General features: G+C 74.9%; 11 protein-coding genes and 1 riboswitch. Of the genes, 4 read left to right on the forward strand and 7 right to left on the reverse strand.

What is annotated here, in order from left to right; translation table 11 throughout:
- Window positions 1–99: 99 nt before the first annotated feature.
- The 5 genes from ACFV18_RS22930 to ACFV18_RS22950 form a co-directional block, all read right to left on the reverse strand.
- The gene (locus ACFV18_RS22930) at window positions 100–1,485 is read right to left on the reverse strand and encodes a cobyrinate a,c-diamide synthase (RefSeq protein ID WP_380486013.1); all 1,386 of its coding nucleotides are present in this window, start codon (window positions 1,483–1,485) and stop codon (window positions 100–102) included.
- 4 nt (window positions 1,486–1,489) lie between these two features.
- A complete protein-coding gene (gene cobO / locus ACFV18_RS22935) occupies window positions 1,490–2,086 on the reverse strand; it encodes a cob(I)yrinic acid a,c-diamide adenosyltransferase (protein ID WP_380486014.1) in 597 nt (198 codons plus the stop codon).
- A gap of 5 nt (window positions 2,087–2,091) precedes the next feature.
- The gene (locus tag ACFV18_RS22940; RefSeq protein ID WP_380486016.1) at window positions 2,092–4,152 is read right to left on the reverse strand and encodes a putative cobaltochelatase; all 2,061 of its coding nucleotides are present in this window, start codon (window positions 4,150–4,152) and stop codon (window positions 2,092–2,094) included.
- A complete protein-coding gene (locus ACFV18_RS22945; protein WP_380486018.1) occupies window positions 4,149–5,696 on the reverse strand; it encodes a cobyric acid synthase in 1,548 nt (515 codons plus the stop codon). The genes ACFV18_RS22940 and ACFV18_RS22945 overlap by 4 nt, the downstream gene beginning before the upstream one ends.
- Window positions 5,697–6,189: 493 nt before the next feature.
- Window positions 6,190–7,140 (reverse strand): cobalamin biosynthesis protein, encoded by a 951-nt coding sequence (locus ACFV18_RS22950; RefSeq protein ID WP_380486019.1) that lies wholly within the window; start codon window positions 7,138–7,140, stop codon window positions 6,190–6,192.
- A 53-nt stretch (window positions 7,141–7,193) separates the two neighbouring features.
- A riboswitch (cobalamin riboswitch) is annotated at window positions 7,194–7,276 on the reverse strand.
- A gap of 198 nt (window positions 7,277–7,474) precedes the next feature.
- On the opposite strand from ACFV18_RS22950, the gene ACFV18_RS22955 reads away from it, so the two are divergent.
- From ACFV18_RS22955 to ACFV18_RS22970, 4 genes are all read left to right on the forward strand, one after another.
- Window positions 7,475–7,981, forward strand: a complete 507-nt coding sequence (locus ACFV18_RS22955; RefSeq protein ID WP_380486021.1) for a hypothetical protein — start codon at window positions 7,475–7,477, stop codon at window positions 7,979–7,981.
- A 115-nt stretch (window positions 7,982–8,096) separates the two neighbouring features.
- Window positions 8,097–8,270: a hypothetical protein gene (locus tag ACFV18_RS22960; RefSeq protein WP_380486022.1), complete on the forward strand. Its 174-nt coding sequence runs from the start codon at window positions 8,097–8,099 to the stop codon at window positions 8,268–8,270.
- 282 nt (window positions 8,271–8,552) lie between these two features.
- Complete coding sequence (locus tag ACFV18_RS22965; RefSeq protein WP_380486025.1) at window positions 8,553–9,662, forward strand: alpha/beta fold hydrolase; 1,110 nt, start codon at window positions 8,553–8,555, stop codon at window positions 9,660–9,662.
- A 206-nt stretch (window positions 9,663–9,868) separates the two neighbouring features.
- Window positions 9,869–11,368 (forward strand): hypothetical protein, encoded by a 1,500-nt coding sequence (locus ACFV18_RS22970; RefSeq protein ID WP_380486027.1) that lies wholly within the window; start codon window positions 9,869–9,871, stop codon window positions 11,366–11,368.
- 67 nt (window positions 11,369–11,435) lie between these two features.
- Here ACFV18_RS22970 and ACFV18_RS22975 read toward each other — a convergent pair whose 3' ends face one another.
- Both ACFV18_RS22975 and ACFV18_RS22980 read right to left on the reverse strand, forming a co-directional pair.
- Window positions 11,436–12,314 carry a CDP-alcohol phosphatidyltransferase family protein gene (locus ACFV18_RS22975; protein ID WP_380486029.1) on the reverse strand — a complete coding sequence of 293 codons (879 nt, stop codon included), beginning with the start codon at window positions 12,312–12,314 and terminating at the stop codon, window positions 11,436–11,438.
- The gene (locus ACFV18_RS22980) at window positions 12,301–12,978 is read right to left on the reverse strand and encodes a phosphatidylserine decarboxylase (RefSeq protein ID WP_380365257.1); all 678 of its coding nucleotides are present in this window, start codon (window positions 12,976–12,978) and stop codon (window positions 12,301–12,303) included. The genes ACFV18_RS22975 and ACFV18_RS22980 overlap by 14 nt, the downstream gene beginning before the upstream one ends.
- Between the last annotated feature and the right edge of the window lie 164 nt (window positions 12,979–13,142).

The raw sequence follows: 13,142 nt of genomic DNA on the forward strand, positions 1-13,142 counted from the left end.
GGGCGCCGGGCGTGGGGGCCGCGGCCATCTGGGCCCCCCCCGCGGTGCCGGGCGGCGGGGGGCGGGGCGGGCGGGGGGCGGGCCCCCGACCCCGCACCGTCAGCTCCCGTCGTGCGAGGCCGCCCAGGCGGCGGCGTGCCGGACCAGCCGGGTCGCCAGGGCGGGGGCGCCCGTCCAGTGCAGGTGCAGGTAGGAGGCGTGCACCGAGCCGTGCAGGTGGCCCTCGGTGTGCGGGCCGGTAGGGGTGCGCCAGCCCCAGGCGGGGGACGGGCCGGCCGCCGGTTCGGTGACGGTGCGGTGGAACTCGTGGCCGCGCACCCTGGTGCCGGCCGCGGCGAGCGGCGAGTCGGCGAGTGCCACCGCCTCCCGGTAGCCGAGCGTCAGCCGGGGCGTCATCCGGGCCGTCGCGTCCAGCACCCCGCACATCGGCAGGCCGTCCAACTCCCGCCCCAGATACAGCAGTCCGGCGCACTCGCCGACCACCGGCGCGCCGCTCGCGGCCAGCTGGGCGACCGCCGCCCGCAGGGGCGCGTTCGCGCTCAGCTCCGAGACGTACACCTCCGGGAATCCGCCGCCTATCACCAACGCCGATGTCCGCTCCGGCAGTTGCTCGTCGTGCAGCGGGTCGAACGGCACCACCTCGGCCCCGGCGGCGGCCAGCAGTTCGGCGTTCTCCGCGTACGAGAAGGAGAACGCCGCGCCGCCCGCCAGCGCGATCCGCGGCCGGGGGCCGACCAGCGGCTCCACCTCGGCCGCCGGCTCCCACGCCGTGCAACCGAGCGGCGGGGCGGTCCGGGCCAGCGCCAGCACCTCGTCCAAGTCGACCGAGGCGGCGACCAGTTCACCCATTTCGCGGACCGCCCGCAGCGCATCGGCGGAACGTTCCGCGGCCGGGACCAGGCCCAGGTGCCGGGACGGGGTGTCCACCGCCTTCGCCCGCCGCACCGCGCCGAGCACCGGCACCCCGGAGCCCTCCTCCAGGGCCTCCCGCAGCAGCGTCTCGTGCCGGTCCGAGGCCACCTTGTTGAGGATCACCCCGGCGAGGCGCACCTGCGGATCCCAGGACGCGAAGCCGTGCACCAGCGCCGCCACCGAACGGGACTGCGAGGAAGCGTCCACCACCAGCACCACCGGCGCCCGCAGCAGCTTCGCGACCTGCGCCGTGGACGCCAACTCGCCGCGCCCCGCCGCCCCGTCGTACAGGCCCATCACGCCCTCGACCACCGCCACGTCCGCCCCGGCCGCGCCGTGCGCGAACAGCGGGGCGATCCGCTCCGGGCCGCTCATCCAGGCGTCCAGGTTGCGGCCCGGACGCCCGGCGGCCAGCGCGTGGTAGCCGGGGTCGATGTAGTCCGGGCCGACCTTGTGCGGGGACACCTTCAGCCCGCGCGCGGCCAGCGCCGCGATCAGGCCGGTGGCCACCGTGGTCTTGCCCGCGCCGGAGGACGGGGCGGCCACCACCAGCCGGGGAATGCTGTCGTTCAACGGTCTACCACTCAATACCGCGCTGGCCCTTGCGGCCCGCGTCCATCGGATGCTTCAGCTTCGTCATCTCGGTGACCAGATCGGCCAGTTCGAGCAACTGCTCGGGTGCGTTGCGGCCGGTCACCACCACGTGCTGGCTGCCCGGCCGGCCCCGCAGCACCTCCACCACCTCCGCCACGTCGATCCACCCCCAGTGCAGTGGGTAGGTGAACTCGTCCAGCACGTAGAACCGGTACGTCTCGGCCGCCAGATCCCGCTTGACCTGCGCCCAGCCCTCGCGGGCCGCCTCCTCGGACGACTCGATGTCCCGCTGCACCCACGACCAGCCCGAACCCATCTTGTGCCACGCCACCGTGCCGCCCTGCCCGGACTCGCCGAGGACGCGCAGCGCGTTCTCCTCGCCGACCTTCCACTTCGCCGACTTGACGAACTGGAACACCCCGATCGGCCAGCCCTGGTTCCACGCCCGCAGCGCCATCCCGAACGCCGCCGTGGACTTCCCCTTGCCCGGTCCGGTGTGCACCGCCGTGATCGGCAGCGTCCGTCGCTGACGGGTGGTCAGTCCGTCGTCCGGAACGTTCTCCGCAACTCCCTTGGGCATGTGGTTCACGCCGCCTTTCGTGTCGTCGAAGCAGTAGAGGTCATCGCTGTCCGGGTCTCGCGCACCAGCGCGGCCACGCCCTCGGCCCGCAGCTCGTCCAGACTCACCGCGTCACCGTTCAGGTGCGCCGCCAACTCCCTTGCCAGGCCCAGCCGGACGGGACCCGACTCGCAGTCCAGCACCACCGCGGCCACCCCCTGCGCCGCCAGCAGCCCCGCCGCCCGGTGCGAACGCGCCACCGCGTCGCGCGACCCCGTCGCCCGGCCGTCGGTCACCACCACCAGCAGCGCGCGCCGGTCCGGGTCGCGCAGCCGCTCCACCCGCAGCACCTCGTGCGCCCGCAGCAGACCCGCCTCCAGCGGCGTCCGCCCACCGGTCGGCAGCTGCTCCAGCCGGGCCGCGCCCACCTCCACCGAGGAGGTCGGCGGCAGCGCCAGCTCCGCACCGGAACCCCGGAACGTCACCATGCCGATCTTGTCGCGCCGCTGGTAGGCGTCCATCAGCAGCGACAGCACCGCGCCCTTGACCGCCGTCATCCGCTGCCGGGCCGCCATCGATCCGGACGCGTCCACCACGAACAGCACCAGGTTCGACTCCCGCCCCCGGCGCACCTGTTCGCGCAGATCGTCCCGCCGCAGCACCAGCGCCCGGCCGGCCCGCCCGCGCGCCACCTGGTGCGGCGCCGCCGCCCGCAGCGTCGCACTCAGGTGCAGCCTGGTCAGCCGCCCCTGCGGACGGCGCGCCCGCACGGTGTGCCCGGCGTCCGTCTCGGCGGGGGAGCGCCGTCCCTGCGCGCCCCGGCCGGTACCGTCCACCTTGAACAGCCTTGTCCGGTACGGGTGTTCGGCCGCCACCGGGGACGACTCCCGGGAACCGCCCGGGCGTTGCTGTGGCGGTGCTGCCGGTTCCTCTGAACTCCCGGCCTCCGAAGGTGAGTTGGGTTCGGACGGGGCGGGGGAGCCGCCGCCGTCCGGGCCGCCGCCTCCTCCCGGGCCGTTGCCGTCGTCGTCCGGCCCCTCGCCCTCCGGGTCCCCGTTCTCCGGCGCTTGGTGCTCGGCCAGCGTCCGGTCCAACTGCTCCTGGTCCAGGCCCGGCGCGTCGAACGGGTTGCGCCGCCGCCGGTGCGGCAGTGCCAGCTGGGCGGCCTTGCGGACGTCCTCCTCCAGCACCTCGGTGCGCCCCGCCCAGGCGGCCAGTGCCACCGCGGTGCGGGCCATCACGATGTCCGCCCGCAGGCCGTCCACCTCGAACGCCGCGCACACCGCGGTGATCTGGCGCAGCGCGAGGTCCGACAGCTCCACCGACGCCAGCAACTCCCTTGCCGCGCCGATCCGTTCGGCCAGCTCCCGCTCCCGGTAGGCCCAACTCGCCGCGAAACCGGCCGGATCGGCGTCGTACGCCAGCCGGCGGCGCACCACCTCGGCGCGCTCGTCCGCGTCCCGGGTGGCCGCGATCTCCACCGTCAGGCCGAACCGGTCCAGCAGCTGCGGCCGCAGCTCGCCCTCCTCCGGGTTCATCGTCCCCACCAGCAGGAACCGCGCCGCATGCCGCACCGACACCCCCTCGCGCTCCACGTACGAACGCCCCATCGCCGCCGCGTCCAGCAGCAGGTCCACCAAGTGGTCCTGGAGCAGGTTCACCTCGTCGATGTACAGGACACCCCGGTGGGCCTTCGCCAACAGCCCCGGCTCGTACGCCTTCACGCCCTCCGCGAGCGCCCGCTCCAGGTCCAGCGAGCCGACCACCCGGTCCTCGGAGACGCCCACCGGCAACTCCACCAGGAACGCCGGACGCTCCGCCGCCCCTTCATCGGAGTGCGGGCCGTCGGGGCACTGCCCGTCCGGCGCCGCGGGATCGCACGCGAACCGGCAGTCGGCCACGGTCGCGATCGACGGCAGCAGCCCCGCCAGCGCGCGCACCATGGTCGACTTCGCGGTGCCCTTCTCGCCCCGCACCAGCACCCCGCCCACCGCAGGCGACACCGCGTTCAGCAACAGCCCCAGCCGCAGGTCGTCCATTCCCACGATGGCTGTGAACGGGTAACGGGCATCGGTCAGTTCACTCATTTCGCCCTCTCCATCTCCACCGGCGCCGGAGCCCCGGGCGGCACGAACGGCAGGCCGGCCGGCGCCCCGTTCTCGATCAGCTTCCACAACGCGTCCGTATCGGCGTGCTCCGCCACCAAGTCGCCCAGCGCGTCCAGCCGTTGCTCCCGCGCCGCCGCGAACGAGGTGTCCGGCGCGGGAACGAACGCCCGCCCGGCGGCGCGGGCCACCTCGGCCAGGAACGCCCGGCGGAACGCGTCGTTCTCCAGCACCCCGTGCCAGGTCGTCCCCCACACCGAACCCACCCGGCAGCCGTCCAGTGCTGCCCCGCCGGCATCCGTGACGAACGACTCGCCGCCGTCCACCGACACCACCCCGTGGTGGATCTCGTACCCCGCCACCCGCTCGCCGAGCGCCACGCCCGTCGGACGCGCCAACACCTTCTCCGCGCCGAACACCACCCGGGTCGGCAACAACCCGAGACCGTCCACGGCGCCCGCCCGGGACTCCACCTCGTCCACGATCTCCCGGCCCAGCATCTGGTAGCCGCCGCACACACCCAGCACCGGCAGCCCCGCCGCGACGCGCCGCGCGAGCGGCTCGGCCAGGCCCTGCGCCCGCAGCCAGGCCAGGTCCGCGACCGTCGCCCGCGTTCCCGGCAGCACCACCAGGTCCGCATCCGCCAGCTCCTCCGGACGGGTCGCCCAACGCACCAGCACACCCGGCTCCTGCGCCAGCGCATCCACATCCGTGAAGTTCGACAACCGCGGGAACCGCACCACCGCGACCCGCAGCACCTCCGCCCCCACCGGCCCACCCGCCGCCGGACGCTGCACCACCGACGCCAGGTCCAGCGAATCCTCCGCGTCCAGCCACAGCCCCTGCAGCATCGGGAACGTCCCCAGCACCGGACGCCCCGTCAACTGCCGCAACATCTCCAGCCCCGGCGCGAGCAGGCGCGTGTCACCGCGGAACTTGTTCACGAACCAGCCCGCGACGAGAGACTGGTCGTCCGCCGAGAGCAGCGCGAGCGTCCCGAACATCGACGCGAACACCCCGCCGCGGTCGATGTCCCCGACCACCACCACCGGCAGCCGGGCCGCCGAGGCCAGGCCCATGTTGGCGATGTCCCGGTCCCGCAGATTGATCTCCGCCGGCGACCCCGCACCCTCGCAGACCACCACGTCGAACCGCGACCGCAAGTCCGCCAGACACTCCAACGAACGCTCCAGCAGCACCGGCTTCCGCTCCCGGTAGTCCAGCGCCCCGACCTCCGCCACGGCCCGCCCCAGCAGCACCACCTGACTCCGGCCGTCCGCCCCCGGCTTCAACAGCACCGGATTCATCGCCGCCTCCGGCTCCACCCCCGCCGCCTGCGCCTGCATCGCCTGAGCCCGCCCGATCTCCGCCCCATCGGCCGTCACGAACGAGTTCAACGACATGTTCTGCGCCTTGAACGGCGCCACCCGCACCCCCTGCCGCCACAGCCACCGGCAGATCCCCGCCGTCACCACACTCTTCCCGGCATCCGAGGTCGTCCCGGCCACCAGCAACGCACCGTTCACGGACGGCCTCCTTCGGAGAAGAGAAAGGGAAAGACGGCAGAGAAACCCCCGCAGCCGCGCGAGGAACTGCGCGAGACGGGAGACGGCGGCATGCCGAAGCCGCACCGCGCCGGGGCCAGTTGCACCGCCCGCCCGCACGCGAGTGGCGCGTCGCGCGGGAACGAGGGGCGCGAGGAGCTGCGCGAGACGGGAGACGGCGGCATGCCGAAGCCGCACCGCGCCGGGGCCGGTTGCACCGCCCGCCCGCACGCGAGTGGCGCGTCGCGCGGGACGGAGGGGCGCGAGGAGCTGCGCGAGGCGGGAGACGGCGGCATGCCGAAGCCGCACCGCGCCGGGGCCAGTTGCACCGCCCGCCCGCACGCGAGTGGCGCGTCGCGCGGGAGCGAGGGGCGCGAGGAACTGCGCGAGGCGGGAGACGGCGGCGTGCCGAAGTCTCCCTCCGTCACATCCAATTGCACCAGCCGCTTCCAGAGATCCGCGTCCAGCGGCGCAGTCACTTCGACCGCCGGCCGCGCCGGGCGAGGATCAGGTAGCGCGTGGCGGTGGTGACGCCCAGGGCCAGTGCGCCGACCCGGCGGGAGAGGCGGCAGGCGCGGTCGATGTCGGCCGGGCCGACCGGCGGGAGGCCCGCGCCCAGGACCGGCCGGTGCTCGACGCGCTCGCCGTAGCGCAGCGTCCCGCCCAGTTGCACGCCGAGCGCACCGGCGAACGCGGCTTCCGCCTGGCCCGCGTTGGGGCTCGGGTGGGCGGAGCCGTCCCGGCGCCAGACCCGCCAGGTCCGGGCGGGGGAGTCGGACGCGGCGACGGTCAGCAGGGCGGTGAGCCGGGCCCCGGGCCACCCGGCGAGGTCGTCGAGGCGGGCGGCGGCCCAGCCGAAGCGGCGGTAGCGGGCCGACTTGTGGCCGACCATCGCGTCGAGCGTGTTCACGGCCCGGAACGCCAGCAGCCCCGGGACGCCCGCCAGGCCTCCCCACACCAGGGCGTTGACGACCGCGTCGGCGGTGTTCTCCGCGACCGACTCGACCACCGCCCGGGCGACCTGCTGTTCGTCCAGCCCGGAGGGGTCGCGTCCGCACAGGTGCGGCAGCCGTTCCCGAGCGGCCGTCAGATCCTCGGCGGCCAGCGAACGTCCGATGGCCCGGGCCTCCCTGGTGAGTGACGTCCCGCCCAGGACGGTGAAGGTCGCACCGGCGGTCAGCGCCGCCGCGGCGAGCGGCGAGCGACGGACGGCCCGCGCGGCGAGCGCCGCCCCGCCCGCGACGGCGCCGACGGCGAGTGCGGTGTGCAGTGCGCCGGCCCCGCGGTGGTCGCGCCACAGCCGGCGCTCCAGCCGTCCCGCGGCGGTGCCGAACAGCGCGACGGGGTGTCCGCGCCGGGGGTCTCCGAGCCGGGCGTCCGCGAGATACCCCGCGACCGCGCCCACCAGGTACGGGGCAGCCCGCATGGCGTTGTGTCCTCACTCAGGGTCCGCGCCCTGGATCGACGGAACGGGGGCCAGAGTCTCCTGACTTCCGGTCACCCCCGCGCGGGGTGTCCGGTCACAGTGGCGGGACCGCGCCGGACTCGCACCGGCTTCCTCTGCTTGCCTCCGTTTGGCCCGAAGATCCCACCACGCCCGCTTCGCGGCAGTCAACCGAGGCCGCCGGAGCGTTTGGTCACACCCCGTCGGACACCGGCCCACTGCCGGCGCCGAGGTCAGAGCTCATCCGGACGCCCTAGGATGCAGCCACATTCGCCACCCGGACGGTCCGGACCGGCGGGACACCGGGGGAGACACCGTGCGACAACTGGCCCGGCGCGCCGCGCAGATCGCCGCGGTCCTGGCCGCGCTGGCCGCGACCTCGGGGTGCACCGTCCCGAGCGACGCCGTCGCCGGGATATCCGTGACCGAGGACGGCCACCCGCTGGGCGTCCTGCTGGTCTGCGGCGACCGGATCGACGGAGCGACCCTCTACACCAGCGAGGGCAGCCACGAGGAAACGATCGGAACCTGGACCGCCCACTCCGCCCTCCGGCCCGGGCTGACCACCTGGACCCTGGACGCACCCGCCGAGGGCTGGGAGACCGGCAAGTCCGCCGCCCCACTCGACGCCGGGACCACCTACCACCTCTACGGCTGGACCAAGGACAACTCCCGGTCGTCGACGCACGTCGACTTCACCCCGGAGGACTTGGAGCAGCTCACGCCGGGCAACGTCCGCTACCACCGCACCGCCTCCGACGGCAGCACCTCCACCTCCACCGTCCCCGTCGCGGAGTTCCAGGCCAAGGCCTGCAAGCACTGACCCCGGCCCCCCGTTCGGCGCACCCGCCCGCGCAACGCCTCCGCCGCCAGGCCCGTCGCGCGCATCCGCCCCGCGAACGCCCGGAAGCGTTCGGCGAGTCGGGTTCACTCTCCCCGTGCTCCTTGCTCCGCGTCGCCTCCACCGGCGACCGCAGCGCGGCAAACTGCCCGCGTCCGTCCACGCCGTGAACTTCACCGCCCCGCTCGGCCGCCGCCACCCGCAGGCCGTCCTGGACACCCCCGGAGCGGAGCTCACCGACCGGACCACCTCCGCCGGGCCGCCGCCGTGATCCTGCCGACCGAGCCGTCCCTGCGCGCCCGGGCACCAAGTGCCTTCAGCGCTGCGGCCGCCTCCCTGTACGACACCGCCCCGCCCCGGCCGCTGGTCCGAGCCCTGGCGCCGGCTGCTGGACGACTGCGCCGTCACCCCGCGCCCGACGTCCGCGACCGGGCCCGCGCCATCCGGTCGGCCCCGCGCCGGCACGTCACCCGCGGTGCCGCCCCGATTCGCCGGACGGCCTGCGGGCGGGTGCACTGGAGGGCACAGGACTGTCAGCCCCCGGGAGACCGCCATGCGTTGGGGAACCGCCGCCGTTGTCGCAGCCGCCGCCGCAGGGACCGGAGCGGCGGCGTTCCTGCTCCTGGGCCGGAAGGTGTCGGACCAGGTGGTGCAGCCGGGTGCGGTCGTGCAGCCGCCGGTCACCGTGCTGGAGCTCGGTCCGGGCCGGGTGGCGCTGACCGCGACGGCGGACACCGTCCGGCGCGGGCACTACGGGCTGGAGTGGGACGAGGGCGGCCACGCCGTGGTCGGCGAGGTGCTCGGCTCCGGGGGCGGGCAGGTCACCCGGCGCTTGGAGCGCGCCGAGTACGGGACGCTGACCGTCGGCACCGAGGTTCGGCTCACGCCCCGGGTGCTGATCGGTGACCCGCGCACCGCGCTCGGCCTGGACTTCGCCGAGACCGTTGTGGCCGGCGAGCTCGGCGCCTTCCCGGCCTGGCGCACCTCCGGGGTCCGCGGCACCTGGATGGTGCTGATCCACGGCGCGGCCGCCGACCGCTCGCAGGCGCTGCCCGTGCTGCCGCTGCTGCGCTCGCTGCGGATGCCCTCCCTGACGGTCACCTACCGGGGTGACGCCGGCGCCCCCGCCCCGCCGGACGGGCTGGCGCACTTCGGCGAGGCCGAGTGGCAGGACGTCGACGCGGCGATCCGCACCGCGCTGGACTTCGGCGCGCGCAACGTGGTGCTGTGCGGCTGGTCGGTCGGCGCGACCATCGCCCTGCACACCGCCGCGCACTCCGCCCACCGGGGGCAGATCGCCGGACTGGTGCTGGACTCCCCGGTGCTGGACTGGGAGGACTCGGTGCGCCGGGCGGCCGTCTGGGGCGGCGCGTCCCCGATGCTCGCCGAGCTCGGCACCCTCGCCGCGCAGGGCCGCACCGGCGTGGACCTGGCCGGTTTCGCCCGGATCGCGGCCGGCACCGACCTCCGCTCGCCCGCGCTGCTGCTGCAGAGCCCGGACGATCCGCTCACCCCGTGGGCGGCCGCCCGGCGGCTGGCGTCCGAGCGGGACGACCTGGTGAGCCTGCACCCGGTGCCGCACGCGCAGCACGCGGCGCTGTGGAACGCCGACCCGACCGGGTACACCGAGGCGCTGCGCCGCTTCCTCACCCCGCTGCTGTGACGGCCCGACGGGAACCGGAAGCGGGCCCGCCGCGTCCTCATTTCGGAGCGATCACGATGTGCGCCATGTCCATGCCGTGAAACGGAGTGATTCGTCCCGCTTTGCACCGGCCTGTCCCTCCGTCGTTCGAAGGGTTCGGACAATACGCCGAGACAGCCCGGCAGCCGATGTGACAGAAGGCCCGTGCAAGGGGAAGACTGCACGGCGTGACGTCTCGGAACCCGCGCGACCGTGATGCCCCGCACCCGCCCCACCGCACCGGTGCGACGGTGACCCGTCTGCCCGGAACGGCCGTCGGGCGTGCGGAGGGCACCGTACCCGCAGCAGCCAACCGCCGCCGGGTACCCGCCAAGCCCGGACGGGGCCGAGTGCCCGTCCCGGACGGCTTCCCCGCACCCGCCGAACTCGCCCCGCTGGCCCGCCGGATGCTCGCCGACGCGGTCCGCGTCGCCCGCTGGGCCGGCGAGCTCACCGAGGTCGACAAGCGCGGCGAACTCCTCCCCGAGGACGCCCGTGCCGCCGGCCGCGCCCTCTCCATGACGGTCGGCGCCGCCGCCAACGCCTGGGGCCAGGCGCTGCTGGTCGGCCTGGTCGAGCTCCGCGACGGCGGCGCCGGGCCGGGCTGGCGGCTGCACGCCTGGGAGCGCGACGACGAGGCCGTGGTCCGCGGCTGGTCCGCGCTGTTCGACGCCTGGACGCTGCTCGCCCCGGTGCCGCCCGCCGCGCTGCGCGGGGTGTTCGCCCAGCTGGCCGGCCAGGCCGTCGACCAGGCCCCGCAGCTGCTGTCCTTCCTGCACCTGGTGGACGGGCCGGTCGCCGACAGCGAACTGCTCGAACTGCTCCGCCGCGGCCTCGACGAGCGCCGCCTCGGCCCGAGCAGCGGCACCTTCCCGCTCTCCCCGGTCCCGCACGCCGCCTCCGCGGTCTCCGCCGTCCGCGGCACCTGCCGGGAGCCGCAGATCGACACCCCGCACGCGCCCGCCGACGTGGCCGCCGTGCTGGACTGGATGCTCGACGGCCTGGCCGCCGTCGGCGCGCTCGGACGGCGGGACGAGGCCGCCGAACTCTCCCCGCTCGGCCACTGGGCGGTGCGCGCCAAGCTGGAGGAGATCTGCACCGTCGCGCAGACCGCCGCCGGGCACATCGAACAGAGCGCCCTCGAACTGCTCAGCGCCTGCGCCGACTACAGTCCCGGCCCGGCCCGCGCCGAGTTCCGCGCCTGGGTCGCCGCCCGGCCCGCCGACCGGGCCGTCGCCGAACTGCTCGAAGCCGCCCGCGGCGAGGACGCGCTCGTCCGCGGCCTCGCCTTCGAGGCACTGCGGGTGGTGGCCGGCTCCACCGCCGAGCAGGGCGTCCGGGCCGCCGTCGAGGAGGCCGTCCTGCGGCCCTACGCGCTGCTCTGGCTGGCCGAACAGCTGGACGAGGGGGGCGCCTCCCCGGCCGACGTGCTGGGCGCGGAGGACGCCGCCTGGCTGTGGGTGGACACCGCCGCCGCCGTGCTCGACCACGGGGAGACCGACCTGCTGGTCGGCCACGTCGAGGGCGCGTCGGCGGGCGAACCCGTCCGCCTGTTCAACCGGGCCCGCCAGTCCGGCCACCCCCGCGCCGCGAGCGTCCTGACGGCCGTCGCCTCCGTCCACCCCGACCCGGCGGTGGCCCGCGCCGCCCGCCGCAGCGCCTTCTCGGTCCACACCGGCGGGGCCTGAGCGGCGGCTCCGGGCAACGCGAAAGCCCCCCGCTCGATTCGAACGGGGGGCTTCGTCGTGGGGTGCGTCAGCCCCGGTTCTCCGCGCGGCGGGCGCGGACCACGCCCACCTTCTCGCCGACCTTGCGGCGGATGACCAGCAGCGGCGCCATCGCGGCCAGCGCGATCTGGGCGAGCGCGCCGATGTGCATCAGGGTGTCGCCGCCGGGCAGGCCCGCGGCCCAGGACGCCAGGCAGCCGATGGAGACCACGATCCAGGCGACCGTCGCGGTGGCCAGCAGGCCCTGCGGCTTGGGGTACTCGATCCGGCTGACCATCAGGTAGGCCACGCCGAAGATCAGCAGCAGGCCGGGGACGAACGGCGGGTCGAGCAGCACGATCGCGATGACGGTCATGGCGCCCATCGGGCAGGGCATGCCCTGGAAGATCCCCGGCCGCATCTTCACGGCGGAGAACCTGGCAAGCCGCAGCACCACCGCCAGCAGCACGGTCAGCGCGATGAACGCGGACAGTTGCTGGTTGGAGCCGGAGGAGACCAGGCCCCAGACCGCGACGAAGTACGCCGGCGCGATGCCGAAGCTGATCAGGTCGGCGAGGTTGTCGAGCTCGGCGCCGAGCGCGGAGGAGCGCAGCTTGCGCGCCACCAGGCCGTCGAAGAGGTCGCACATGGCGCCGACCAGCAGCAGCGTGACGACGGTGGCCGCGCTGTGCTTGACCGGGGCGTTCGACTCACCGGTGAGGTGCGGCATCAGGATGCCGGTGGTGGTCGAGTAGATCGCCAGGAAGCCGCAGACGGCGTTGCCCAGCGTCAGGAAGTCGGCGGTGGAGAGGTGCTGCGGGGAGCGGGGCGCGCGCAGTTCGCGGTCCCGGGCCCAGCGGCGGCGGCGCTGCTCGGTGGATTCTTCGTCACCGAGGCCCACGAGAGTCTCAGGATCAGTCACGGTCAAGGCGAGTCACCCCGGCGGTGGTCTTCTGGCCGACCGTGACGCCGACCTCGACGCCCGCCGGCAGGTAGGTGTCGACGCGGGAGCCGAAGCGGATCAGGCCGACCCGCTCGCCCTGCTCGACCTTGGTGCCGGCGTCCATGTACGGGACGATGCGGCGGGCGACGGCGCCCGCGATCTGCACCATCTCGATGTCGCCGAGCTCGGTGTCGAAGTGCCACACGACGCGCTCGTTGCGGTCGCTGTCCTTGTTGAACGCCGGGACGAATCCACCGGCGATGTGCTCGACGGACGTCACGGTGCCGGCCAGCGGCGCGCGGTTGACGTGGACGTTGAGCGGGCTCATGAAGATCGCGACACGGGTGCGGCCGTCCGGCCACTCGTCGATCGATTGGACCACGCCGTCGGCCGGGGAGATCACTCTGCCGGCGCCGATCTCACGCTCGGGGTCGCGGAAGAACCACAACATGCCCGCGCTGAGCGCGCAGGCCGGCACGGCCGCCAGGGCCCACTTGCCGGAACGCCGGGTGAGGGCGGTCGTCACGGCGGCGGTGGCCAGCGTGGGAACGAACCAGGGGGTGGCACCGCGCGCGATGGTCACGCGGGGACGCCGACCCTCGGGGACGAAACCCTGGGCGGAGGTGTGAGGGGACGGGCTGATGGGCATCGAGGACCTTTTGTCGCGGGCCCCGCGCGGGAACACTGAATGGCCCCTGGACGAGGGCCACCGCGGGGATCGAGTTGTGTGGGACGGCTGCTGTCCCGGTGGATGCTATCGGGACCTGCCGGTATCTGGGCAAGCCGCCTGCTAGTCGAACTACGCCTGCCTGC

The organism is Kitasatospora sp. NPDC059673 (assembly GCF_042734215.1).
In the GTDB taxonomy this organism is placed as follows: domain Bacteria; phylum Actinomycetota; class Actinomycetes; order Streptomycetales; family Streptomycetaceae; genus Kitasatospora.

Bases quoted from the DNA above. Each gene is read 5' to 3' on its own strand.
- cobO (WP_380486014.1), bottom strand. From the start codon at position 2,086: ATGCCCAAGGGAGTTGCGGAGAACGTTCCGGACGACGGACTGACCACC.
- ACFV18_RS22940 (WP_380486016.1), bottom strand. From the start codon at position 4,152: ATGAGTGAACTGACCGATGCCCGTTACCCGTTCACAGCCATCGTGGGA.
- ACFV18_RS22950 (WP_380486019.1), bottom strand. From the start codon at position 7,140: ATGCGGGCTGCCCCGTACCTGGTGGGCGCGGTCGCGGGGTATCTCGCG.
- ACFV18_RS22965 (WP_380486025.1), top strand. From the start codon at position 8,553: ATGCGTTGGGGAACCGCCGCCGTTGTCGCAGCCGCCGCCGCAGGGACC.
- ACFV18_RS22980 (WP_380365257.1), bottom strand. From the start codon at position 12,978: ATGCCCATCAGCCCGTCCCCTCACACCTCCGCCCAGGGTTTCGTCCCC.